Source organism: Curtobacterium sp. 320, assembly GCF_031455235.1.
Lineage (GTDB): Bacteria > Actinomycetota > Actinomycetes > Actinomycetales > Microbacteriaceae > Curtobacterium.
Genome location: NZ_JAVDSI010000008.1, coordinates 78,845 through 102,673, shown reverse-complemented (window position 1 = coordinate 102,673; position 23,829 = coordinate 78,845). Strand labels below are relative to the sequence as shown.

The 23,829-nt window shown below is 71.1% G+C and carries 25 protein-coding genes; 12 read left to right on the top strand and 13 right to left on the bottom strand.

The genetic code is table 11. From position 1 onward, the window contains the following. Positions 1-135 precede the first annotated feature (135 nt). The 9 genes from J2X60_RS12270 (at position 136) to J2X60_RS12230 (ending at position 9,472) form a co-directional block, all read left to right on the top strand. Positions 136-1,368: a sugar ABC transporter substrate-binding protein gene (locus J2X60_RS12270; protein WP_309887811.1), complete on the top strand. Its 1,233-nt coding sequence runs from the start codon at positions 136-138 to the stop codon at positions 1,366-1,368. Between the two features lie 62 nt (positions 1,369-1,430). Continuing rightward, positions 1,431-2,381, top strand: a complete 951-nt coding sequence (locus J2X60_RS12265; protein WP_396127794.1) for a carbohydrate ABC transporter permease — start codon at positions 1,431-1,433, stop codon at positions 2,379-2,381. After that, positions 2,378-3,268, top strand: a complete 891-nt coding sequence (locus J2X60_RS12260; RefSeq protein WP_229086959.1) for a carbohydrate ABC transporter permease — start codon at positions 2,378-2,380, stop codon at positions 3,266-3,268. The genes J2X60_RS12265 and J2X60_RS12260 overlap by 4 nt, the downstream gene beginning before the upstream one ends. A 58-nt stretch (positions 3,269-3,326) precedes the next feature. Further along, positions 3,327-4,127 carry a ThuA domain-containing protein gene (locus tag J2X60_RS12255; RefSeq protein WP_309887809.1) on the top strand — a complete coding sequence of 267 codons (801 nt, stop codon included), beginning with the start codon at positions 3,327-3,329 and terminating at the stop codon, positions 4,125-4,127. Then, positions 4,124-5,236, top strand: coding sequence for a Gfo/Idh/MocA family oxidoreductase (locus J2X60_RS12250; protein ID WP_309887807.1), 1,113 nt, complete (start codon positions 4,124-4,126; stop codon positions 5,234-5,236). The genes J2X60_RS12255 and J2X60_RS12250 overlap by 4 nt, the downstream gene beginning before the upstream one ends. Before the next feature lie 145 nt (positions 5,237-5,381). Next, positions 5,382-6,785: an ATP-binding protein gene (locus J2X60_RS12245; protein WP_309887805.1), complete on the top strand. Its 1,404-nt coding sequence runs from the start codon at positions 5,382-5,384 to the stop codon at positions 6,783-6,785. After that, a complete protein-coding gene (locus J2X60_RS12240) occupies positions 6,782-7,399 on the top strand; it encodes a response regulator transcription factor (protein ID WP_309887803.1) in 618 nt (205 codons plus the stop codon). The genes J2X60_RS12245 and J2X60_RS12240 overlap by 4 nt, the downstream gene beginning before the upstream one ends. Before the next feature lie 85 nt (positions 7,400-7,484). Continuing rightward, complete coding sequence (locus J2X60_RS12235) at positions 7,485-8,366, top strand: hypothetical protein (RefSeq protein WP_309887801.1); 882 nt, start codon at positions 7,485-7,487, stop codon at positions 8,364-8,366. Between the two features lie 116 nt (positions 8,367-8,482). Next, entirely contained in the window at positions 8,483-9,472 is a 990-nt protein-coding gene (locus J2X60_RS12230) for a carboxypeptidase-like regulatory domain-containing protein (protein ID WP_309887799.1), read from the top strand. A 32-nt stretch (positions 9,473-9,504) separates the two neighbouring features. Here J2X60_RS12230 and J2X60_RS12225 read toward each other — a convergent pair whose 3' ends face one another. The 10 genes from J2X60_RS12225 to J2X60_RS12180 form a co-directional block, all read right to left on the bottom strand. After that, entirely contained in the window at positions 9,505-10,269 is a 765-nt protein-coding gene (locus tag J2X60_RS12225; protein ID WP_309887797.1) for a DUF1932 domain-containing protein, read from the bottom strand. 33 nt (positions 10,270-10,302) lie between these two features. Next, positions 10,303-11,058, bottom strand: a complete 756-nt coding sequence (locus J2X60_RS12220; protein WP_309887795.1) for an IclR family transcriptional regulator — start codon at positions 11,056-11,058, stop codon at positions 10,303-10,305. A gap of 33 nt (positions 11,059-11,091) precedes the next feature. Further along, positions 11,092-11,706 carry a methyltransferase gene (locus tag J2X60_RS12215; RefSeq protein WP_309887792.1) on the bottom strand — a complete coding sequence of 205 codons (615 nt, stop codon included), beginning with the start codon at positions 11,704-11,706 and terminating at the stop codon, positions 11,092-11,094. Then, the gene (locus J2X60_RS12210) at positions 11,703-11,972 is read right to left on the bottom strand and encodes a hypothetical protein (protein WP_309778779.1); all 270 of its coding nucleotides are present in this window, start codon (positions 11,970-11,972) and stop codon (positions 11,703-11,705) included. Before J2X60_RS12210 ends, J2X60_RS12215 begins: the two co-directional genes overlap by 4 nt. 31 nt (positions 11,973-12,003) lie before the next feature. After that, positions 12,004-13,350: a TRAP transporter large permease subunit gene (locus tag J2X60_RS12205; RefSeq protein WP_309778778.1), complete on the bottom strand. Its 1,347-nt coding sequence runs from the start codon at positions 13,348-13,350 to the stop codon at positions 12,004-12,006. Between the two features lie 328 nt (positions 13,351-13,678). Further along, positions 13,679-14,218 carry a cysteine hydrolase family protein gene (locus tag J2X60_RS12200; protein WP_309887790.1) on the bottom strand — a complete coding sequence of 180 codons (540 nt, stop codon included), beginning with the start codon at positions 14,216-14,218 and terminating at the stop codon, positions 13,679-13,681. Positions 14,219-14,241: 23 nt separating this feature from the next. After that, a complete protein-coding gene (locus J2X60_RS12195) occupies positions 14,242-14,751 on the bottom strand; it encodes an AAA family ATPase (protein ID WP_309780410.1) in 510 nt (169 codons plus the stop codon). A 73-nt stretch (positions 14,752-14,824) separates the two neighbouring features. After that, positions 14,825-15,955 (bottom strand): zinc-dependent alcohol dehydrogenase, encoded by a 1,131-nt coding sequence (locus J2X60_RS12190; RefSeq protein ID WP_309887788.1) that lies wholly within the window; start codon positions 15,953-15,955, stop codon positions 14,825-14,827. 35 nt (positions 15,956-15,990) lie between these two features. Beyond that, on the bottom strand, positions 15,991-16,455 hold the full coding sequence (locus J2X60_RS12185) for a hypothetical protein (RefSeq protein ID WP_309778775.1): 465 nt from the start codon (positions 16,453-16,455) through the stop codon (positions 15,991-15,993). 2 nt (positions 16,456-16,457) lie between these two features. Further along, on the bottom strand, positions 16,458-17,609 hold the full coding sequence (locus J2X60_RS12180; protein ID WP_309778774.1) for a glutathione-independent formaldehyde dehydrogenase: 1,152 nt from the start codon (positions 17,607-17,609) through the stop codon (positions 16,458-16,460). A 311-nt stretch (positions 17,610-17,920) separates the two neighbouring features. Here J2X60_RS12180 and J2X60_RS12175 point away from each other — a divergent pair, with 311 nt between their 5' ends. The 3 genes from J2X60_RS12175 (at position 17,921) to J2X60_RS12165 (ending at position 20,883) form a co-directional block, all read left to right on the top strand. Further along, entirely contained in the window at positions 17,921-18,841 is a 921-nt protein-coding gene (locus J2X60_RS12175) for a LuxR C-terminal-related transcriptional regulator (protein ID WP_309887785.1), read from the top strand. A gap of 69 nt (positions 18,842-18,910) precedes the next feature. Beyond that, positions 18,911-19,540, top strand: a complete 630-nt coding sequence (locus J2X60_RS12170; protein WP_309887784.1) for a DUF1345 domain-containing protein — start codon at positions 18,911-18,913, stop codon at positions 19,538-19,540. A gap of 95 nt (positions 19,541-19,635) precedes the next feature. Then, positions 19,636-20,883, top strand: a complete 1,248-nt coding sequence (locus J2X60_RS12165; RefSeq protein ID WP_309887782.1) for an MFS transporter — start codon at positions 19,636-19,638, stop codon at positions 20,881-20,883. A gap of 48 nt (positions 20,884-20,931) precedes the next feature. On the opposite strand, the gene J2X60_RS12160 is transcribed toward J2X60_RS12165, so the two are convergent. Genes J2X60_RS12160 through J2X60_RS12150 form a run of 3 tightly spaced genes read right to left on the bottom strand, consistent with a single transcriptional unit; the run spans position 20,932 to position 23,737 of the window. Next, a complete protein-coding gene (locus tag J2X60_RS12160; protein ID WP_309887780.1) occupies positions 20,932-21,504 on the bottom strand; it encodes a pyridoxamine 5'-phosphate oxidase family protein in 573 nt (190 codons plus the stop codon). Between the two features lie 29 nt (positions 21,505-21,533). Further along, positions 21,534-22,376 carry a creatininase family protein gene (locus tag J2X60_RS12155; protein WP_217637358.1) on the bottom strand — a complete coding sequence of 281 codons (843 nt, stop codon included), beginning with the start codon at positions 22,374-22,376 and terminating at the stop codon, positions 21,534-21,536. Continuing rightward, on the bottom strand, positions 22,373-23,737 hold the full coding sequence (locus J2X60_RS12150) for an FAD-binding oxidoreductase (RefSeq protein WP_309887777.1): 1,365 nt from the start codon (positions 23,735-23,737) through the stop codon (positions 22,373-22,375). Before J2X60_RS12150 ends, J2X60_RS12155 begins: the two co-directional genes overlap by 4 nt. Positions 23,738-23,829: the final 92 nt, after the last annotated feature.

The window sequence follows — 23,829 nt, the reverse complement described above, 5'->3', positions numbered from 1 at the left end:
GGATGCGAAAAAAGCGCTTTACAGGTGAAGCGCTTTTCTGTTAGCTTCTCGCCCCAAGGAACACAGCGACGATGACGTCAGCGGATTCGTGGTTGCGCGCCTGCCCCCTGCATCCGTCAAGAGAAGAGCTCTGCAATGAAGCAAAGATTCCCCTCCCCGTCGCGCCGGACCCGCGCCCTCGTCGGCGCGGTCGCCGTGCTCGCCACGATCCCCCTGGTCCTCACCGGGTGCTCCGGTTCCGGATCGGCCTCGTCCGGTGGGAGCAAGGCCCTGACGATCGAGGACTACTACGACGCGACCTACAACCCCGTGTACAAGCAGTGCGCGAAGGACGTCGACGCGACGGTCACGATCAACCACGTCGCCGGTGCCGGTCTGATCTCGAAGGTGCTGCAGCAGGCATCCTCGCGGACCCTGCCCGACGTGCTCATGCTCGACAACCCCGACGTGCAGCAGATCGCGGCCTCCGGGGCACTCTCCGACCTCAGCGACTACGGCCTCAGCGCCGAGGGCGACGTCCCCGGCGTGAAGGCGGCGAGCACCTACAAGGGCAAGCTCTACGGCCTGCAGTCGAACACGAACTCCATCGCGCTCTACTACAACAAGAAACTGCTGGCGGACGCCGGCGTGCAGCCGCCCAAGACCTGGGACGAGCTGAAGGCCGCCGCGAAGAAGCTCACCTCCGGGTCCACGTACGGCTTCGCGATGAGCAACATCAACACCTACGAGGGCACCTGGCAGTTCCTGCCGTTCTTCTGGTCGAACGGCGGTGACGAGAAGGACATCGCGACGCCCGAGGCCGCGCAGGCCCTGCAGCTCGTCGAGGACCTGCAGAACGACGGCTCGATGTCGAAGAGCTCGATCAACTGGGCCCAGGCCGACGTGAACAGCCAGTTCCTCGCCGGCAAGGCCGCGATGATGATCAACGGCCCGTGGCAGCTGCCGGCCCTGAACGCGAAGAAGGGCCTCGAGTTCGACAGCGTCCCGATCCCGACCCGCACCGGCTCGGAGACCGTCGCACCGCTCGGCGGCGAGGCGTTCACCGTCCCGCAGACCGGCGACAAGGACAAGATGCAGCTCGCCGCCAAGTTCGTCGGCTGCCTCCACTCGCAGAAGACGCAGAAGGCCCTCGCCGAGGTGAGCGGCAACGTGCCGACGAACCTCGAGGCCGGCGCAGCATGGGCGTCCGACCACCCGCAGGTGGCCTCGTTCGTCACGACGGTGAAGACCGCCCGTGCCCGCACCGGTGAGCTCGGACCCGACTGGCCCAAGGCCGCGACGAAGATCTACACCGCCGTCCAGCTCGCCCTGACGGGCAAGGCCGACCCCGAGGCAGCGCTCAAGCAGGCGCAGTCCCAGAGCCAGTAGTGCACGAGGGAGCCGGCCACCCGGCCGGCTCCCTCCCCACCCTCGGAAGGAGCGGTTCCGGCATGAGCGCCACGACACAGAGCCGACCACGGACCCAGGCGTCCGTCCCACCACCACGACCCGGCCAGCGCCGCGCGCGCATGCGGATCGGGATCACCCGATGGCTCTTCGTCATCCCGGCCGCACTCTTCGTGGCCGTGTTCTTCGGCTACCCGGTCGTGAAGAACATCATCATGTCCTTCCAGGACTACACGACCAAGACCTTCTTCACGGGCGAGGCCCCGTGGGTCGGGCTCGGCAACTACATCCAGGTGTTCGAGAGCTCGGTCTTCGCGACGAGCGTCGTGAACACCGCGCTGTTCACCGCCGGCTCGATCATCCTGCAGTTCGTGATCGGCCTCGCCCTCGCACTGTTCTTCCGGCGGCACTTCCCGCTGTCGGGGTTCTTGCGCGGACTGCTCCTCCTGCCGTGGCTGCTCCCGCTGATCGCGTCCAGCGCGGTCTGGAAGTGGCTCCTCGACCAGGACAGCGGCGCGCTCAACCAGCTCCTCGGCGTGGTCGGCATCGCCCCGGTGCCGTGGCTGGTCAGCCCGAGCCTCGCCCTCATCGCCGTCATCGGCGTGAACGTCTGGCTCGGCATCCCCTTCAACACGACGATCCTCTACAGCGGGCTGCAGTCCGTGCCGCCGGAGCTGTACGAGGCCGGCGCGCTCGACGGCGCCACGGGCTTCAAAGCGTTCTGGTACATCACCTGGCCGAGCATCCGGAGCGTGGTGAGCGTCGTGATCGTGCTCGGGGTCGTCTACACGCTGAAGGTCGTGGACATCATCCTCGGCCTCACCGGTGGCGGCCCGGCGAACTCCACGCAGACCCTGGCCACGAACGCCTACCACCAGTCCTTCATCAACTTCCAGTTCGGCATCGGAGCCGCCGTGAGCAACGTGCTCATCGTCGTCTCGTTCGTCTTCGCGATGGTCTACATCGCGATCTCCAGGAAGGCGGTCGACGAATGAGCGTCGGACTCGCGAACCAGACCGTCACCGCCACCCGGGCGATCACCACGAAGCGCAGTGCACGGGTCCCCGGACCGAAGCGCGGCGTCAAGGGCATCCCGCTCACGATCCTCGGCTGCGTGTTCCTCGCGATCATGGTGTTCCCCGTCTACTGGATGGTGAACACGAGCCTGCAGGCCACGTCCGGGGCCGCCACTGCGACCTGGTTCCCGTTCTCCCCCACCTTCCGCGGGTACGAGACCGCGTTCGCCCAGCAGGGGCAGAACTTCCTGTCGAGCATGATCATCGGCCTCGGCACCGTCGTGCTGACCCTGGCGATCGCGACCCCGGCCGCCTACGGGCTGGCTCGGTTCAAGATGCGCGGCACCCGGGTGTTCCTGCTCGTGCTGCTCATCACGCAGATGATCCCGGCGATCGTCATCGCGAACGCGCTCTACACGCTGTTCAACAACGTCGGGCTGCTGAACAGCTACATCGGGCTGATCCTGGCCGACAGCGCCGTCCAGGTGCCGTTCGCCGTGCTGCTCATGCGTGCGTTCATGGAGTCGATCCCGCCGAGCCTGGTCGAGGCCGCGCTCGTCGACGGCGCGAACGACTTCCGGGCGTTCATCTCGATCGTCCTGCCCATCAGCCGGAACGCCATCGTCACGGCGGCGCTCTTCACGTTCCTCGGCGCCTGGGGTGACTTCCTCATCGCGCTCACCCTGACGTCGACGACCGCGGTCCGGCCGATCACGCTCGGCATCTACAACTACATCGGTTCGAACGTCACCGACTGGGGGCCCGTCATGGCGACGTCGGTCCTCGCGTCGCTGCCGGCGGCCGTGCTGCTCATCGTCGCCCAGCGGTACATCTCCGCCGGCGCTCTCGGCGGCGCCGTCAAGTGACGGCAGCCCACGCCGGGCTGCCGGTGACGACCACGAACCCCAGCCAGAAAGGCACACCATGACCACCACCCCGCTGCGCATCACCGTCTGGGGCGAGAACGTCCACGAGCAGGTCGAGCAGCACGTCGCCGAGCGGTACCCCGACGGCATGCACGGCGCCATCGCCGACGGCATCCGCGAGAACCTCCCGGACGCCGTCGTCCGCACCGCCACGATGCAGGAGCCCGAGCACGGCCTCACCGACGAGGTCCTCGCCCAGACCGACGTCCTCACCTGGTGGGGCCACGCCGCGCACCAGGACGTGGACGACGCCGTCGTCGACCGCCTGCACAAGCACGTCCTGTCCGGCATGGGCCTCGTCGTGCTGCACTCCGGCCACTGGTCGAAGATCTTCGGGAAGCTGATGGGCACGACCTGCACGCTCCGGTGGCGCAGCGAGCACGACCAGGAGCTCGTCTGGACCGTGAACCCGCAGCACCCCATCACGCGCGGCGTCCCGAACCCGATCGTCATCCCCGAGCAGGAGATGTACGGCGAGTACTTCGACGTCCCGACCCCCGACGAGCTCGTGTTCATCTCGGGCTTCACCGGCGGCGAGGTGTTCCGGAGCGGCATGACCTACCGCCGCGGTCTCGGGAAGATCTTCTACTTCTCCCCCGGCGACCAGGACTTCCCCGTGTACCACCACAAGGACGTCCGACGCGTGATCGCGAACGCCACCGAGTGGGCGCGGCCGGAGCGTGAGCGGGAGATCCCGACACTGCGCCGGTACGACCTCGGCGAGTACTTCGACGGCCAGCACTACCGCGGCCCGTTCGACGACGCACCGGTCGAGGAGCACGAAGGGGCACAGGCATGACCCTCCGCGTCGTGCAGGTCGGCGCCGGCGGCATGGGCCGCGCCTGGCTCGCCACCGTCGCGGCCGACCCGGACGTCGAGCTGGTCGGCATCGTCGACCTCGACCTCGACGCCGCCCGGGCCGGAGCAGCGGTCGCCGGCGACCCGACGATCCCCGTCGGCACCGACCTCACCGCCCTCGCCACCGAGACCGGTGCCGGGGCCGTCCTCGACATCACCGTCCCGGTCGCGCACCACCCCGTCACGCTCGAGGCCCTCCGCGCCGGACTCCCCGTCCTGGGCGAGAAGCCCGCGGCGCAGACGGTCGCCGAGGCGCTGTCGCTCGCGGCCGCCGCCGAGGCCACCGGCAAGCTGTTCATGGTGTCGCAGTCCCGGCGGTACAACGACCACCTCGTCGCCTTCCGGCAGCACGTCCGTGGGCTCGGGGGCGTCGGCGGGCTGAGCACGCGCTTCGCCAAGGCCCCGCACTTCGGCGGCTTCCGCGAGGAGATGGACGACGTCCTCCTGCTCGACATGGCGATCCACGCGTTCGACTCCGCGCGCTACGTGCTCGAGCGGGACCCGGTGTCGGTGTACTGCGAGTCGTGGAACCCGGCGTGGTCCTGGTACCGGGGCGACGCCGCGGCCGCCGCGGTCTTCACGTTCGAGGACGACGTCCGCTACGTGTACGACGGCTCGTGGTGCGCACCGGGTGCCGAGACCTCGTGGAACGGCGACTGGCGCGCCTCCGGACCCGCGGGCACGGCGCTGTGGGACGGCGACCACGACCCGTGGAGCGACCTCGACGGCACGCCGGGCGCACCGGACGCGGCCCCGAGCGTCGGCAACGAGATCGCCGGCGCCCTCGCGTCCTTCGTCCGTGCGGTCCGCTCCGGCGAGCGCCCCGACGGCGAGGTGCACGGCAACGTGATGAGCCTCACGATGGTGGACGCCGCGATCGCGTCCGCCCGTACCGGACGGCGCATCGTCATCGACGAGGTCCTCGAGCAGGCGCACGCCACGGCGCTCGAGGTCGAGCAGGACGAAGCCATCCGCGAGCGGCTCGCGTCGTGGGGGTCGGTGCGCAGCGCGCTCGCGACGGGGTCGCCGGACACGGCCGCGCTCGGCTGAGCGACGCCGGCGGTCCAGGAGGCGCGGTGCGGGTCGCGACGCGACCGTCGCGCCGGGCGCGGTGCGGGTCGGACCCGCACCGCGCCTCCCGTCTGTCCGTCCACCGTGCGCACCGGGGGCGACCCGTCGCCGTTACGGTGGCCGTGTGCGTGGACAACGGTCGTCGGACACCCCAGCGGCGGGGACCCCGCTGCTGCTCGTCGCGGCCGATCCCCGTCGTCGCAGCGGACGGACGCCGTGGGGCCGGGTCCTCGTCGGTGTCGTCATCGCCGCCCTCGTCGGGGGCGCGGCGGTCGCCACGGCGGGCACGCTCGTCTCGCAGCGCATCGCGGAGGGCTTCGCCGTCCGTGACGCGACGTCGGACACCGCCGCACTGGCGCGGGTCGTCGTCGAACCGGCCCTGGTGGACGCGATCGCCGATCCCGACGCTCCCGAGTCCGAACGGGTCGCAGCGCGCGCACGACTGGCCGACGCGGTCGCCGGCGAGCTGCGGGCGGGCTCCGCGGTCCGGATGAAGCTCTGGGCGGCGGACGGGACGGTCCTGTGGTCCGACGAACCGCGGCTCGTCGGCGAACGGTTCCCGCTGGGCGACGAGGACCTCCAGGCGCTCGACACCGACCGGTCCGACGCCGAGGTGTCCGACCTCGCCGAGCCCGAGAACCGCTACGAGCGCGGGCACGGTCCCCTGCTCGAGGCGTACCAGGCGGTCCACACCCCGTCCGGCCAGGCCCTGCTGTTCGAGGCCTACGAGCGGTACGACGACGTGGTCGCCCGGGCCGCCGACCTCCGCGGAGCGTTCGCCGCGCTCGCGTTCGGGACGGTCGCCGTCGTGCTCGCGCTGCTCGTGCCCCTGCTGCTCTGGCTCCTCCTCCGGATCCGGTCCGGGCAGCGCGCTCGGGAGCGCCTGCTCGGTCGTGCGCTCGACGCCGAGGCCGCCGAACGCCGACGGATGGCGGCCGACCTGCACGACGGCCCGGTGCAGGACGTCGCGGGCCTCGCCCTGTCGCTCGGGGCGGACCCCGCCACGACGGACGCCGCGGCCGCGCTCCGTCGGGCGGTGTCCTCGCTCCGCGGCTCGATGTCCGCGATCCGGCCCGCGGCGCCCGAACGGGACGGCCTCGGTGCGGCGCTCGACGACGTGTGCGCCCGGGCCCGCGCCGCCGGACTCACCACGAGCGTCCACGTGCCGGAGTCGGTCGACGCGTCGCCGGCAGCCCTGCTCGCCGTCGTGCGGTTCGTCCGCGAGGCGGTCGCCAACGTCGTGACGCACGCGCACGCCTCGGTCGTCGACGTGCAGGTCGGTACCACCGGGCCCGGCCCGAGCGTCGACGCGGCTGTGGACCGTGGGCTCGTCGTCACCGTCACGGACGACGGGGTCGGGTTCGATGCGACGCGTGCCACGGACCCGGGACGGCCGGGGCACCTCGGCACCACGCTCCTGCGCGAGATCGCCGAGGACACCGGCGGCTCCCTCGAACTCGACACCGCGCCCGGCGCCGGCACCACCTGGCGGCTGACCGTACCGGTCGACACCGAGGCACTGCGGTGAGGGTCCTCGTCGTCGACGACCACGCCCTCGTCCGGAGCGGGCTGGGCGCCGTGCTCGCGGCGACGGACGACTGCGAGGTCGTCGGCGAGGCCGCCACGGGTGAGGAGGGCGTCGCGCTCGCGCGGGAGCTCCACCCGGACGTCGTCGTGATGGACCTGTCGATGCCCGGTGCCGGCGGGGTCGCGGCCACGGCGGCGCTGCGGTCGGCGATGCCCGACGTCCGGGTGCTCGTCCTCACCACGTTCGCCGACGACGGGCGGGTCCGCGCTGCCCTCGCGGCCGGGGCGACCGGGTACCTGCTCAAGGACGCCGCCCCGGACGAGGTCGTCCGCGCCGTCCGCGCAGCAGCCCGCGACGAGACACCGATCGACCCCCGCGTCGCCCGGGCCCTGCTCCCCGGGGGCACGGCGGACACGAGCACCGACGTCCGACTGCCGCCACGCGAACGCGACGTCCTCGTCCGGATCGCCCGGGGTCTGTCGAACCGGCAGATCGCCACCGAACTCGGGATCGCCGAACGCACCGTGAAGGTCCACGCCGGCAGCCTCTTCCGGCGCATCGGGGTGGCCGACCGCACGAGCGCGGCGCTCTGGGGCAGGGACCACGGGTACTAGTACCAAGGTCCGATGGTGCGGTCCCGGTCGGGCGGCGACGATCGGTGTCGAGGGGTACGCACCCCAGCACACCAGGAGGCACACCATGTCCAGCACGCACCAGCGCCACGGACGGCGCATCGGCATCGTCGCCGCGGTCACGGCCGGCGTCGTCGCAGCGGTCGCACTCGCCGGGGTGGCCCCCGCGAACGCATCCGGCAAGACCTCGACCGGCGGCGACTACGCCGTCACCGTCAACGGCACCACCACCAACCCCGCGGTCGGGAAGGACGTCAAGCTCAAGGACGTCGCCGTCTCGGGCACCATCGCGGTCCGCGGCAAGCACAACGGGTTCGACATCCGCATCGCCGACCTCGGCGTGTACGACTACACGCTCACCGGCGCGCCCGACACCCAGCGGATGGTGACGAAGCCCACCGTCGTGTTCGCGTCGAAGGTCCCCTCGCTGACCGCCGCGCAGCTCGCCAGCACGAAGCTGTCCTCGCTCGAGGTCAAGGACGACACCCTCGTCGCGATCTTCGCCACCGGTGCCGGCAAGCTCAAGGTCCAGGCGAAGGACGGCGCGCAAGGCGGCATCTTCCAGATGGAGACCGAGTTCGCCCAGCCGGTGACGTTCACGCACACGCTCGGCGCCGGGCTCTTCTACTTCACCAACCCGTACACGGGGAAGATCAACTTCGGCGACGGCACCCCCGCGGTGGCCTCCGGGAGCGGCGCGCACCAGATGCTGCTCGGCAAGGACAGCCCGCAGGTCGCGACGAAGACCTCGCAGACCGCGACCACGACGACCTGGATCGTCCAGCCCGGCGGGCGCATGGGCGGGGTGCTCGGCGAGGACGCCGTGGAGCTCTCACAGGGTGCGACGAACTGCACGAGCCAGTGCCAGGCGCAGAACCAGGTCCGTGGCTCCCTGCCGGTGCCGCCGGACCCGGTGGACCCGCAGCCGCTGGTGGTCGCGGTCCGCTGACGCGGACGGAGCGCGCGGGAAGCACGGGAGGCGCGGTGCGGGTCGGACCCGCCCCGCGCCTCCCGTGCGTGTACCGTCCCACGCAACACCGGGCTGGCGGGCGATCGGGGAACGCGATGCGACAGATCATCGGGACGACACTCATCGTGGCGCTGGCAGCGGCCGCAATGATCGGTGTGGCGCCGCCGGCGAACGCGGCCGGGTCGGGCACCATCGCCGTGCAGCTCGCGACGCCGGACGGCACCCCGATCCGGTTGGCGGACGTCGAACTCGCCGCGATCGGCTTCGACGCCGTGGTCGGGACCGCCACCACCGACGTCGACGGCACCGCGACGTTCGCCGGCATCCCCGCCCCGGACACCGTGACGGTCACCACACGGCAACTCCCGCCGCGCGGGACGGAGACCTACGCCCCCGGACTCCGTTCGGACATCGCGGTCCGCGGTGGCACGACGGTCGCGGTGACCGTGCCGCTCGTCCGTGGTGCCACCGTGCAGGGTGGGGTGGTCGGCCCCTCGGGTCCCGCTGCCGGACGGCTGATGTACGCGTGGAACGAGGACACCTCGCAGGTGTTCCGGACGACCTCGGACAGCGCGGGGCGGTACTGGTTCCTCGGGTTGAGCACCGGTCAGTACCGCATCGAGGCGTACGCCAGCGGCACGGCGTCGCCCGCCGTGTGGAAGACGCGGGTGTACCAGCAGCGGGGGACGCTCCCGGCATCGCAGGTGACGCTGTCGCAGCACTACGCGCACAGCGACTACGACCTGGCCGTCTTCGCCAACACGGCGTCCCGCACCCCGTCGCCGCAGCTCAGTGGCGCGAGCGTCGTGGTGACGGAGGCGACGAGCGGGGCGTCGTTCTCGACCCGGTTCTCGACGCTGCTCGACGACGAGCAGACGGCCCAGTTCCAGATCCCCTCCGGGCAGTACGTGGTCGAGCTCCGGACGACGGCGACGACCACGACGCCGTCGCGTGTCCTGTGGCTCGGCCGTCCGGGAGGCGTGTACCGGTACGTGACCGACCGGGCGCAGGCCGTCCCGGTGAGGGTCGTGTTCGGCGGGTTCAACGGGTGGGGTGGAACGGTGCCGGAGGCAGCGTCGCGCTGAGTGCTCGCGCACCGACGGGTGCACCGCGACCGCTACTCGGCGGCGAGTCGCTCGAGCACGCGGCGAGCGGCGGAGGACATCTCGGGGCGGACGCCGAGGCGCTCCAGGTACTCCGACACGGACTGCATCTCGTGCGCCCGTCGCACGGCGTGCTTCCTGCTGCCCGACTCGTACCGCTCGATCTTCGCGTCCGCGTCCCCGGAGAGCTGCGCCGCGATCTGGGCGTGCACCCACTCCTCGCACCCCGCGGCGCGTCCGGCCTCGAGCGCCTCGACGACGACGGTCGCCAGGCTCTTCATGAGCACGCTCCGGAGCAGCTTCCGGGAGGTCGCGGTGCCGGCCGGACCGTCGACGTACTCGACCTCGGAGCCCAGGGAGGTGAGCAGCTCCCCGACGACGTCCGCGGCACCGCCCGACACGATCGTCTCCGTCGCGGCACCCTTGAGCGGCACCGGTCCGAGGATCGCGACGTCCGCGAAGCGACCTCCGGCTGCGACGATGCCGTCCTCCGCGGCGACCATGTCCTCCGGCGAGGCGGTCGTGAAGTCCGCGTAGACCGCGCCGGGGCTGATCGCCCCCGCAGCGGTCTCCGCGATCGACCGGCTGAGTGCGGCTCCGGTCAGGACGATCGTCACCTCGCTCGCGGCGACGACCTCCTCGACCGAAGCGAGCCGCTCGACGCCGCTCGGTGCCGGCGTCGGAGCGGGATCGAAACCGCGGACGCGGTGGCCGGCGGCGACGACAGCAGCCGCGTAGATGGCTCCGGCCTCGCCGAGGCCGATGAACCCGACTCGCATGGTGTTCCTCTCCTGCGAGCCGTGGCTCGCGTCCTACCGACCGACCGCCTGCGCGGCCCGACGGATCTCAGGGACCAGTGCCTCCAGTCCCGCTCTGTCGTTGTGTTCTGCCGGTCCGGACGCCGACACGGATCCGATCACGGCTCCGTGCTGGTCGAAGACCGGCGCGCTGACCGCGGCGACGGCGACGTCACGCTCGGCGATGGAGACGTGGAAGCCGTTCCGGTGGATCTCGTCGAGCGACGAGCGCAGCTCCTCCGCGCTCACCGTGCGTCCGTTCCCGTCCGTCGTGTCGCCGTGGTGCGCGAGGATGTCGTCCCGTTCCGCCGGCGAGGTGAACGCGAGGATCGTCTTGCCGGCGCCGACCACCAGCGGCAGCCGTCGACCGACCGGCAACTGGTAGCGGAGGGGATCCCGACCGTCCACCCGCGCGGTCAGGATGCGCTCCTGGCCGGTCCGGACGTAGAGCGACGTGGTCAGGTGTGTCGAGTCGGCGAGCTGCTGGAGCACTGCGCGTGCGCGGGTCGTCAGTGGGTCCCCGATGAGGTAGCCGTGCGCCAGACCGAGCGCCCCCGCTCCGAGCCGGTACTCCCCGCCCTCCTGCTGCACGAGGCCGCGGCGCTGCAGCACCCCGACGATCCGCAGGGCGGTCGCGGCGTGCAAGCCGGTGCCTCGGCTCAGGTCGACCAGACGCAGCGGACGGTCGCTCCGTTCCAGCAGTTCGAGCACGTCGAGCGCGCGTTCGACGCTGCGGACCGTCGGCTGGGTGGTGTGCCCGTCGGTTGCCATGACGCCATTGTGGCGGACCGCCCTGCTGGACCGTCACACGGACCTCGCCGAGGCGACGATCTCGTTCCGGATCCGGGTCTCGTCGGCGTGCTTGGCCTCCGCGCGGTCCAGCACCGCGGCCGCTTCGGCTGCCGGCACCACCGCGACTCCGTCCCCGTCGGCGACGATGACGTCCCCGGGGTGGACGACGACACCGCCGATCGCCACCGGGACCCCGACGCGGAAGGGTCCGTTCCGGTAGGGACCGGCTGGTGTGACAGCGCGGGCGAACACCGGGAAGCCGAGTTCCTCGAGGTCGCCGACGTCACGGACGGCGCCGTCGATGACGAGTCCGACGCAGCCCCGTGCGCGGAGACGCTCGGCGATGAGCTCGCCGACCAGGGCTCGGTCGCGGACACCGTGGCCGTTCACCACGAGCACGTCACCGGGACGGAGGGTGTCGATCGCTTCGTGGACGCCGGCGTTGTCGCCACCCGCGACCTCGACGGTCCGGGCGGTGCCGGCGGTCCGCGCTCCGCGCCAGACGGCTCCGATCTCGGCCTCGACGACCCCGAGGCGCTGCATGGCGTCGCCGATGTTCGCGACCGGGAGTGCGCCGAGTCGCTGGACGACGTCCGGGGTCACGGGCTGGTGGGTGTGCTCGGTCATTCGTTCGACTTCCATCCGTGTGCGTAGGCGAGGAGCAGGGTCCAGATCCCGAGGGCGCCGCCGACACCGAACGTCCACGGAGCGAGGACGGAGACGACGCCGGAGACGAGCGCGGCGTTCAGGACCAGGACGCCCACGAGCTGCAGCAGCACCATGACGGTGCCGAGCGCGAGCATCGAGACGAGCAGGACGACGAACACCGTCGTCATGCCGGCGGCGATTCGCTGCCGGGTCGGACCCATCGCGGGTCCCGTGGAGTCTGCCAAGGTGCAGTCCTTCCGATCGGTGGGGCCGGGCTCAGTGCGGGACGGGCAGCCAGCCCGGCCCGATGAGCGCGGCGATGAGCAGGATCGGGATCACGTACAGGACGACCAGCGGGACGAAGGTCTTCACCGGGTTCACCCCCGCGATCCCGGTCGCGATGTAGATGGCCGAGGCCCCGGGCGGTGAGGCACCTTCGGTCGATGCGGCCACCAGCACGACGCACGCGGCGAGCACGGGGTCGACCCCGGCGACGACGAGGACGCTGAAGCCGATCCCGCCGATCGTGGCGATGGTCGCGGTCGAGCTGAGCGGCCCGGCGACCAGCACGACCATGACGGCGACGATGACGCTCATCACCACCGGGGACGCGTCCAGCCCGTTGAGCACGGCGGCGAGCTGGTCCGCGAGTCCGAGTTCGGTCAGCACCGCTCCACCGGCGAAGGCGAAGACGAGCGTCGCCCCGATGTCGCGGTAGCGCGGGGCGGTCTTCGCAACGAAGTCGTACCAGCCGCGGGCACCCTTCGGCAGCTTCTTCCGACCGAGGAGCAGGGCCAGCAGCCCGAGGAGCACGGGGATCCAGACGACGATGCTGATCGTGTCCGCCGCCTCCTCGCCGAGGGCACCGGTCACGAACGCACCGCTCGGACCGAGGGTCACGAAGACCGGGACGAGGATGCCGAGGAACACGAGCAGCGACGTCCACCCGTGTCGGAAGGACTGACGGAAGGGGCGGATGTCCGCAGCCGGGACACGCTGGATGCGGTGCCGACGGACGAAGTACGCGATCACGATGAGGCGCCACAGCACGCACCATGCGGCAGCGACGAACATCGCGGGCAGGAGTTCGCCGACCGTGACGAGCGGCGCGACGGTCGCGGTGCCGATGAGGATGAAGAACGAGGCGCTCGGCGGGATCACCGTGCCGTTGCCGGCGTTCCCCGCCACGACGGTGGCAGCGACCGGTGCGGGCCACTGCGAGCGCTTCATCCACGGGATGGTGACGGTGCCGAGGGTCGCCGCGTTCGCGGATCCGGAGTGCGCCACCGATCCGAACAGCGCCGAGCCGACGGTCGCGACGTACCCGGCGCCGCCGGGGAGCCGGCCGAGCATCGAGTTGAGGATCTCCACCTGCCGGTCGATCACGCCGGTCGACGCCAGCAGGAACCCGATGAACGTGAAGGCCAACGCGGCGAACACGATCTCCTCGTTGAAGGCGTCCTGCAGCCCGACCACGAGCAGCTCGAGGAACCGCGTCCCGCCGAACGCGCAGACGACGAGGAAACCGACGACCATGCCCTCGCCGATCCCACGGCGGAGCGCGACGCTCCAGACCACGATCGTGCCGATGTAGGCGATCAACGCCCAGACGGCCAAACCCATGTGCGACTCACTCTCCGTTGAGGGTCATTTCACCTGATGCAACTTGTTTGCACCTGTTGAAAGAGCAAAGCAGGCCGGAGCGACTGCGTCAAGGGGGCGCGGCCACGGACGGACCGGGCACGCCGGAACGGGCTCGTCCGGGCGGTCACCGATGCCGGCCGAGTGGGGTCCCGGCGGAGGACGGTCATCAGCGGCGCGAGCAACGGCCGGGCTGGGGCGCCCGACTGGCTCCCACTACGCCGCGGACAGGCTCCCGTCGGACATCGCCAGGAACGACCTCGCGACCACCCTGCTCGCATGCATCATCGGCACGCGTCGTCCAGCGCCCTCAGACGATCACGGCACTGTCGGTCACCGTCGCGAAGCTGCCGTCGAGGGCGGCCATGAACGCGGCGTGCACGACCGCACCGACAACGACGGTGTCCCCGTGCCGCAGGTCGGGAGCGGCACAGGCGTCGGACACGACGGTGCACGTGTAGCCGAGCTCGTGCGCGGCCCGCGTGGTCGAGTCGATGCACATGCTGCTCATCATCCCGACGATCACCAGCTCGGTGACCCCTGCATCGTCCAGCATGCCCTGCAGTCCGGTCTCGGTGAAACTGTTCGGATGGTGCTTCTCGAGCACGACCTCGCCGGCGGTGGGTCGGACGGACGAGTGGAACTCCAGCCCCGGCGTCCCGGGCCGGAAGAAGGTGGCCGAGGGGTCCGTGCTGACGTGGAAGACGTGGATGACGAGCTCGCCCGACCTGCGGAACGCGTCGAGGACGGTTCGGGCAGCGGTCGCCGCGGCAACGGGCTCGACGAGTGGGAACGCACCACCGGGGAAGTAGTCGAGCTGGATGTCGACGAGGACGAGAGCACGGGTCATGTCACGAGTATGGCGGCCCGGACTCACGGAAACGCGCGGCGGACGCCGCCCTCCGCGGATGAAACGATGGTGATCAAGTCGGACACCACCTCGGACAGCGGTCGAGCAGCGTTGAGCTCGTGCGTGCATCCGGCGCGGAGCAGCGGCTGCACTTCGACGAGATCCGCCTCGATCATCCGACGCTCGAGAGCGGTCTTCCCGTAGGGGTTCGTCGTGCGGCGCGTGACCCGATCGAGCATCACGTCCAGCGGAGCAGTCAAGAGCACGATCGCATCGAACCGCTCGTAGAACTCGGACTGGTTCCGCACGCATCCCTGGACGAACAGCGACCGGTCTTCCGCCGCGTCGAGGAGCCCGGAGATCTTCGCCTCGACCCACATCCACTCGCCCTGGTGCGCTTCGTCGGGTGGGTCAGGCAAGGGGCGGTACTCACGCCATCCCGGGTCGTCGGTGTCCACGGCCCGGTAGCCGTACTTCGCGAGCTCCACCAGCGCGGACGACTTCCCGGTTCCCGACATCCCGGTGATCAGCACCTTCGACACAGCCCCAGCCTAGGACCGGACAGTCTGGCCCACGCGCGAGGAACCTCGAGCGGCTCGCGGCCGGTCAGGGACGGAACACGGCCCTGACACACCCGTCCGTCTTGTCCTTGAACATGGCGTAGCCGCCCGGCCCTTCCTCGAGGGGCATGACGTGGGTGGCGAGGTGCTCGGTGAGGATCTCGTCGTGGGCCATCCGCTCGAGGAGCATGGGGATGTACCGGTGCCCGTGCTGTTGTGCGGAGCGGAGCGTGAGGCCCTTGTTCATCACCGCCCCGAGGGGGAACTTGTCGACGAAGCCCCCGAACACGCCCAGGACGAAGACGCTGCCGCCCTTGCGTGCGGCGAAGATCGCCTCTCGCACGGCTGTGGGCCGGTCGGTCTGCAGTCGCAGTTGCTGCTTCAGCTGGTCGTACGCGAAGTCTGGTCCGTCGCGGTGTGCCTCCATCCCGACCGCCTCGATGCACACGTCGGGACCGCGGCCGCCCGTGAGCTCACGGAGTTCGGCTGTCACCTCGCTCGTCTCGTAGTTCATGGTCTCCGCGCCGATGACCTGCTCCACCTGCGCCAGTCGCTCCGGGAAGCGGTCGATCACGATGACGCGTTCGGCGCCGAGCAGCAGCGAGGCGCGTGCCGCCATCTGTCCGACGCCTCCCGCGCCCCACACCCCGACTGTGTCTCCTGGACGGACGCCGCCGAGCTCCGCTCCCATCCATCCTGTCGGAGCGGCATCAGAGGCGAAGAGCGCCCGCTCGTCGCTCACCCCTTCAGGCACGGTGAACGCGCCCTGGTCGGCGAAGGGCACGCGGATGTACTCGGCATGACTCCCCGCCCACCCGCCCAGTGCATGCGAGTACCCGTAGCAGCCTCCGGGTGCCTGGCCCCAGAGCATCTCGGGTATGCCCGCGTTGGGGTTGCCGTTGTCGCAGAGCGAGTACAGCTCATGGCGGCAGTACCAGCAGTTGCCGCAGCTGATGAACGAGCAGACCACGACACGTTCGCCGACGTCGTGCTTCCTGACCGCCGACCCGATCTCGACGACCTCGCCGAGGAATTCGTGCCCCAGTACGTCGCCTGCCCGCATGGTCGGGACGTATCCGCCGAGGAGGTGGAGGTCGGATCCGCAGGTCGTGCTCAGCGTCACCTTCACGATGATGTCCTGCGCGTTGAGGATCTGAGGGTCTTGCACGTCCTCCACCGCGAGCTCGTTCACTCCGGTCCAGCACAGCGCCTTCACAGCACACCCCCACCCCTGGCCTCGTCTTCCGCGGTGTCGACCGCGCGCCCCAGCAGGGTGCTCGGACGACGTCCGTGCGGCCGTGGGGTCGCACGCAGCACCTCGCCCGTCTCGAAGACCTGCTTGGCATCGCGCAGAGCCTCCCGCAACAGCATGTTCGGGTCGCCGTCCACCGGGACCTCGCCGCCGTCACGGAAGCGAGCGTGCACTTCGAACCCCTTGCCTCCGGACGCAGGCTCGATCCGGATCTCCAGCAGCCCAGCAAGGCGCTGCAACGGCTCGGGGTAGCCACCGCTCTCGAAACGCTCGGCCGAGCCCAGGACGGTGACCGCCTTCCACCCCTGCGGGTGTGTTCCGTCCCCGTCCGACTCCCGTTCCCGCTTCACGAGCGACCGGGCGACGAGGCCCGCCGCGATGCCCGCGACGCCGACACCGACGACCGCGGCCGTTCGACCCGCCATGGTCACGCCGCCTCGCCGGGCTTGAGGACGACCTTCGTCCACCCGGCATCGCGGTTGTCGAAGTGCTCGTAGGCATCCGGCGCCTGAGCGAGCGGCAGCTCGTGGCTCACGATGAACGACGGCTTCGCCTTGCCAGCAGCGATGAGATCGCGGAGCTGACGGTTGTACTTCTTCACGGGCGCCTGCCCGGTCCCCATCGTCTGGCCCTTGAACCAGTGCAGTCCCATGTCGAACGCGATGCGCCCGTGCTTCGCCAGTTCGTCGGGTCCGCCCGGGTCCTGCGGCACGAAGACGCCGACGGTGCCGATCCGTCCGGTGAACCGCACCGACTGGACCAGTCGATTGAGCGTGAGGTTCGGTTGCTCGTCGCCGACGGGGTCGTGCGCTTGGTACCCGACACACTCGCAGCCGTTGTCCGCTCCGAGCCCCATCGTCTGCTCCAGCACGGCTTCCACCGGATCGACCTTCGAGTCATCGATGGGGATCGCACCGATCGACTCAGCCAGGCGGAGGCGGTCCGGATGCCGATCCACCACCATGACCTTGCTCGCACCGCGGATGGTGGCGGACAGAGCAGCCATCAAGCCGACCGGTCCGGCACCGTAGATGACCGTCTGGTCCCCCGGCCCCACCCCAGCCATCTCGGTCGCGTGGTAACCGGTCGGGAAGATGTCGGCGAGCATGACGTAGTCGGCGGACTTCTCCTCCGCGTCCTCGCCCAGGCGGAGGCAGTTGAAGTCGGCCCAGGGGACGCGAAGGAGCTCGGCCTGTCCGCCCGCCCACGGTCCCATGTCCGCGAACCCGTACGCCGCTCCCGCCCACTCCGGCACGGGTTGCGCGGTGAGGCAGTAGTTCGTCAACCCGCGCTCGCAGTTCTTGCAGTGACCGCACGCCACGTTGAAGGGGAGGACCACGTGGTCACCGACCCGTATCTTGTCCACGCCGTCGCCGGCTTCGATCACCTCACCCATGTTCTCGTGACCGAACCACCGTCCGGTCTCGAAGCTGGTGCGGCCCTCGAACATGTGGAGGTCCGACCCGCAGATGTTCGTCGTCGTGATCCGTACGAGCACGTCGGTGGAGCGCTCGATGCGCGCATCCGGGACGTCTCGCACCGCGACGCTGCGCGGCCCCTCGTACACAACTGCCCTCATGATCGTCTCCTCTGTGCGGATGCCTCGAACACGCGCGGTCCCGTCGACCGCTCGGCAGGGCCATGACACGCCTGGCACCGAGGACACACCATCGGCAGACATGCCCATGCGTCCGGCGGGCTCGGGACGCACCCCCACCGACCGACGGTGGTAGACCGAGGGAAGACGTTTTCGGACAGTTCCGTTCACTCCTGCTGGCGATGGTCCTGAGGTGGTCGAGTCCCGTGTCACGCACCGGTGCGATCGAGCTCGCTGACATCGCTGCGCGCCCGTCCTCCGTCCACGAGCGGGCTCAGGCCATGTTGGACGAGGTGCGCACCCAGATCCCGTTCGACGGCGCGTGGATGGCGCTGGCCGAACAGGGCGGTACCGCCTACAACTCGGTGGCGAGCACCGACCTCGCGGAGTCGAGCGTCCGCTACATGAGCGGCCCCGAGATGGCACGCGACATCGAGATGGCCGGGCTCGATCGTGAGCGGCCGCCCACCAGCATGTCGGACCTTCCCGAGTCGTCCCGCGACCTGCAGAGTCGGGCCGCTTGTCTGTCCGCGGGGTTCCACGAGACGCTGTCCGTCGCGCTGTACGAGCGTCGGGGGCGACACGTGGGCTTCATGACCGTGCTGTTCCAGAGCCCGGAGCCGCCCGCACGGTCCCTCCGCCGACGCCTCGCTCGCATCGTCCCGGTCCTCGCGGCGGGGATCGACCCGCTGCGGACGCTCGCAGCATCAGCGGCCTTCGTCGACGGGGCCCGAGCAGGGGCGGTCCTCCTTCCCGGGCACGGCGCCATGCGCCTCCCGGGCTTGTCGGACGACGGACTCCTGGCCAACGGTTCGGCGCTGATCGACGCGGCCATGGACGCGATCGACGACGGGCAGGACCATGCGGTGTTCCTGTGGCCGCTCGGGAGCCGTCGGTCGCCCGACCGCTACGAGCGGGTGACGGTACTGGGCTGCGGCAGCGATCTGCACGCCGTGGTCCGCGGTGTGGTGCTGCTGTCGTCGGCCCCGGACCGGCGGGGGCTGACGCCACGGGAGCTCGAGGTGCTCGGACACGTGATCGAGGGGTGTTCCAACGTCGAGATCGCCCGGGCGCTGAGGATCGCTCCCCGCACGGTCGCCGCGCACCTCGAGCACATCCTGGTCAAGCTCGACGCCACGTCACGCACGCTCGCCGCCGTCCGGGCCGAGCGTGCCGGCCTCTACGTCCCCCTGTCCGGATCACGGCACGGCTGACCGGATCGCAGCGCAGCCGAAGCGCAAGCCGGACCGTCGCGAGCGGCCGCCGTCCAGAAGGGAAGAGTCATGTCACACCTGTCCGTGAAGGCCTGCATCGCCGTGGTCGTCGGCGTCGCGGTCGCGGTGATCGCCGGGCTGCTCGGTGTCCCCGACCTGTCGGCGCTCCTCGGGTGGTCGACCGCCGCGCTGGTGTTCCTCGTCTGGGCGTGGTCGACGGCCTGGCCGGCCGGCCCCGAACGCACCCGTTCCCTCGCCCGTCACGAGGATCGCTCGCGACGGATGGTCGACGTGCTCATCATCGTCGCGACGTTCCTCAGCCTGGTCCTGGTGGTCTTCGCGCTCTTCCGGAGCCAGCAGCACGACGCGGTCGGCTCGGCCGCCGCGATCCTCGCAGTGGTCGGAGTCGTGGCGGCCTGGGCGGTCATGAACACCGTCTACGCGTTCAAGTACGCGCGCATGTACTACATCGACGACAGGCACCGTTTCGACTTCGACCAGGACGAGGACCCGTCCTACAGCGACTTCGCGTACACCGCGTTCTCCATCGGGATGGCCTACAGCCCGGGCAACATCGTCCAGTCGTCCACTCCCTCCCGCCGCATCGCCATGGGCCACGCGCTGCTGTCCTACTTCTTCGGCACGTTCGTGGTCGCGGTCGCCGTCAACCTCATCACGGGTCTCACCCAGGGAGGGTGAGATGCGCGCGTTCGCTCCGTGCCCACGAGGATCCGGGTGCGGGGAGACGAGACCACGCCCTTGCTCGCGGTGTCACGGTCTGCCAGCGTTGGGACATGGGCGACGACGTGACCACGCTGCGTCGCGTGCCGGGCTTCCTCCCGTACTGGTCGGCCGCGACCGTCTCGTCGTTCGGATCAGCCGTGAGCGCGGTCGCCGTGCCGGTCCTCGTGGTGACGGTGCTGCACGCCAGTCCGTTCGAGCTCGGTCTCGTGAACGCTGCCCAGTTCCTCCCGTACGCCGCGTTCGGTCTGGTCGTCGGCGCGACCGTCGACCGCTTCCGGCGGAAGCCGCTGCTGATCTGGGCGAGCATCGGTCGCGGCGTGAGCCTCGGTGCGATCCCGGTGCTGTGGTTCACCGGGCTCCTGGACCTGTGCGCGACTGCGGCGGTGCTGTTCCTGTTCGGCATCCTGTCGGTCGTGGGGTTCGCGGCAACGCAGTCGCTCCTCCCCAGGATCGTGCCGCGCCCGCTCCTCCTGGCGGCGAACGCGCGGGTGGACCAGAGCGACGCGGCGGCGCAGACGGCAGGCCCGGCGCTCGGCGGGGTCCTGGTCAGCATCGTGACGGCGCCGGTCGCGATCGCGCTCGACGCGGTGAGCTACTTCGTCGATGCGTTCCTCATCGCCCGGGTCCGCGTCGTCGAGCACCAGCCGGCGCGCCCGGCCAGGACGAACCTGCGGAGTGACATCGCGGACGGTCTGCGCTGGACGTACGGCAACGCCGTGCTCAGACCGCTGGCCCTGTCCACCCACGTCTGGTTCCTCGCCAACGCCGCTGGCCTGACGGTGTTCGCGGCCCTCGCGCTCCGCACGCTCGCACTCCCCGCAGCGCTGTACGGAGCCGTCATCGCCGTCAGCGGGATCGCGATGCTCGTCGGCGCGACCGCTGCGACACGCCTCGGCACCCGGTTCGGTGCCGGCCGGACGATCATCGCCGCACGAGCCGCCTACCCGATCGCCTGGGCGGCCATCACGCTCGTGACGCTCGGTACCGGCGGTGCAGTACGGCCGACGACGGTCGTGGTCCTGTTCGTCGCCTTCGCCCTGCACGGTGCCGCAGCAGGCTGCGAGAACGCGAACGAGATGGTCCTGCGCCAGACCGTCACACCGGATGCCCTCCTCGGCCGGGTGAACGGCACGATGCGCAGCGCGAACCGGACGTTCGCAGCGGTGGGAGCAGTGGGCGGGGGTGCCCTCGTGACCCTGACCGGGGACGGCTTCGCGCTACTCGCCGTGACGGTCGTGTTCGCGGCCGCCGTCGTCGTCGCTGCGTGGTCTCCACTGCCCAGCGCCACCGTTCGCTAGGGTTGCCGCGGCCGGCCCGAGGGCGCCGAGGCGTTCCGCAGCGCGCGGTCACCCCGGCCAGGACTCCCGCGCCCACGACCCGTCCGCGCGCCGCTGGTAGGCGAGCCGGTTGCTGGCCGCGTCCGTCGCCCCGCGCCAGAACACCATCCGCACCGGTGTCAGCGCGAACCCCGCCCACGTGCTCGGCGGCTCGAGGTCCGTGCCGGCCCGTTCGCGGCCGAACGCCGCCCAGGCCTCCCGGCGCCGAGCCGGCGTGTCCGCAGCGGACGCGTGGTCGTTGACCCACGCGAGCACCTGCAGGTACCGCGTCCTCGCCGCGTAGGCCGCACGGGCCTCGTGGTCGGAGACGGGCGCCACGTCACCGACCACGACGAGCTGGCGCGCGGCCTCGGGCCAGTGCAGGGTCACCGCGGCACGGGGCACCGCCGCGAGCTCGGCGGCCTTGCGGCTGCGCGAGTCGGTGTGGAAGTGCAGGCGCTCCCCGTCGAACCGGGAGAGCAGGACCGTCCGGGCGTCGGGGTAGCCGTCGAGCCCGACGGTGGAGAGGGTCATGGTCGGACCCGGGGCGTCCGCCGCGGCGGGGAGCCACGATGCCGCGAGGGTCAACGGGTCCGTCGGCACGGGCGCATCGTCGACCCCTCGCGGCACGGTCACGAGACCGCAGCGTCGGCGGGGCGGGCCACCGCCGGACGGCTCACCGCCGGGTCGAACCGCGCGATCTCGTGCAGCGACGCCACGGCCTCGGCGACGGAGTGCTCCCAGAGGACGGCACCGTACGACGCCGTCGCCCGGCTGGCGTCGCCGACGACCCCGGGGGTCCCGAAGTCGTCGGACAACCACCCGAACGACACCGGGCCGCCGTTGAACGCGATCTTCTCGAAGCCGGCGATGTGCTCCGGCACCCAGCGTTCCGCGAGCGACATGTCGACCAGGTCCGGGCGGAGGTGCAGGATCATCGACGTCTCCGCGGCGCCGCCGTGGATCCCCAGCCCGAGCTCGTCCGCGTCCTCGCCGTCCGGGCCGGGGACGCGGGCGAGGGTCGGCATGAGGAACGTCTTCAACCCGTAGCGCTTCCGGATCTCGCGCAGGGCGACCTGCAGCAGGGCGACGTTGCCGCCGTGCCCGTTGGCGAACACCAGGGTGCCGGCACCGGTGAGGGCGACCGCGCGGCCGATCTGGACCGCGGTGTCGAACATCGTGTCGCTGTCGAGCCACACCGTGCCGGGTGCCCAGCTGTGCTCGTCGGACTTCGTGAACGACAGCGTCGGGAGCTGCCAGACGTCCAGCCCCTCGGCGGCCGCCTGCTCGACCGCAGCCCCGCCGATGTGCTCGGCGAGCAGGTGATCGGTCAGGAGCGGCAGGTGCGGGCCGTGGTGCTCGACGGCGCCGGTGGGCTGCACGACGATCGTGTCCGGCCCGAAGCCCGCCGCGACGGCCGGACCGGACAGTTCCGCGAGCCGACGCGAGCGGACCGTGCCGATGCCGGCGCTCACTTGCCGAACCCCGGGACGACGGGCTGCGCGGACGCGGTGGAGCCACCGCTGACCACGAGCGACGGGTCGATGACGTGCCCGGGGTTGAGCAGCCCCACGGGGTCGGTGCGCTGCTTCAGCGCCACGAGCTCCTCGACGCCGTGGTCGACGTAGTACTGGTGCGGGCTGTGCACCCGGACGCCGAGTCCGCGGAGCACCGGGTAGCCGGCGTAGACGTCCTCGGCCCCGGTGTACGGCGCGGTGAGCATCCCGATCGGTCCGACGTGCGCGGCCTCGATGTGGAGCATGCCGCCGGGGTAGACGGCCTCGACCTCGGCGATCCGGTCGATGAGCGCCTCACCGCCGACCTCGACGTGGAAGTACTCGGTGTCGCTCGTGTTCCGCTTCAGCCACCAGATCGGGTGGTTGTACGACAGCATCGACACCTTCGTGGTCTGCTGCAGGCCCTCGCGGACGTCCAGGACCTCACCGCCGGCGGCCTCGATGCGTGCCCGGGCCTCGTCGAGCACGACGTCGTCGATGATCGCTCGCAGGCTCGCCCGGTCGTCGGGGACGGCCAGGTCGGACGGCAGCGTCGCGGCGATCTCGGCGCGGTCAGCGCTCACGAGCCGCGGCACCGGGTCGAGGCCGCGCAGCGTGCGGACGGCGACGAGCGCGTCCTCGAAGGTGGGGAACGCCGCGTAGACGGCTCGCCACTCCTGCAGCGGCTCGAGCCGGACGGTGGCGCGGGCGATGACGCCGGCGGTGCCGTAGGTGTGCACGAACGGCTGCGCCTCGTCGCCCTCGACGTGCAGCAGCTCGTCGGCGCCGGGGAGCGCGACGTCGAGCGCCGTGACGAAGCCCTGCCAGTTCGACCCGTGCGCGATCGACCCGGTGCCGCCGGAACCACCGGACAGGAAGCCGCCGATGGTCGACTGCGCGGTGGACGGGTACATCCAGAGCTGCTGGCCCGTGGCGGCGGCCGCCTGCTCCAGGGCGACCATGGACGCACCGGCCTCGGCGGTGATCCAGCCGTCGCCGACCTCGACGACGGCGCGTGCCCGCGACGTGTCGAGGACCAGGCCGCCGTGCAGCGGGATGCCCTGGCCGTAGTTGCCGGTGCCCTTCCCGCGGGTGGTGACGGGGACGCCGTGCCGGACCGCGGCCTGCAGGGTGGCGGCGATGTCGTCGGCGCTGGCCGGCGACGCGACGAGGTCGGCGAGGCCCAGGGGCAGCTGCTCGCTGAGGATGGGACTCATGGTGGCCTCGTCGACGGATGCGCGGGCCCGCGTGCGCTCGTCGGCGCTCACGCCGCGCTCACCGAGCAGTGCGACGAGCTCGGCGCGCAGCGCCTCGACGGAGGTGGGGGTGACGGTGGTCATGCTCACTCCTGGTGGGTGGGTGGTGCGGGGACGACGGACGGGAGGCGCGGGGCGGCGTGGCACCGCGCCTCCCGTCCGCATGTTGGTCGGCT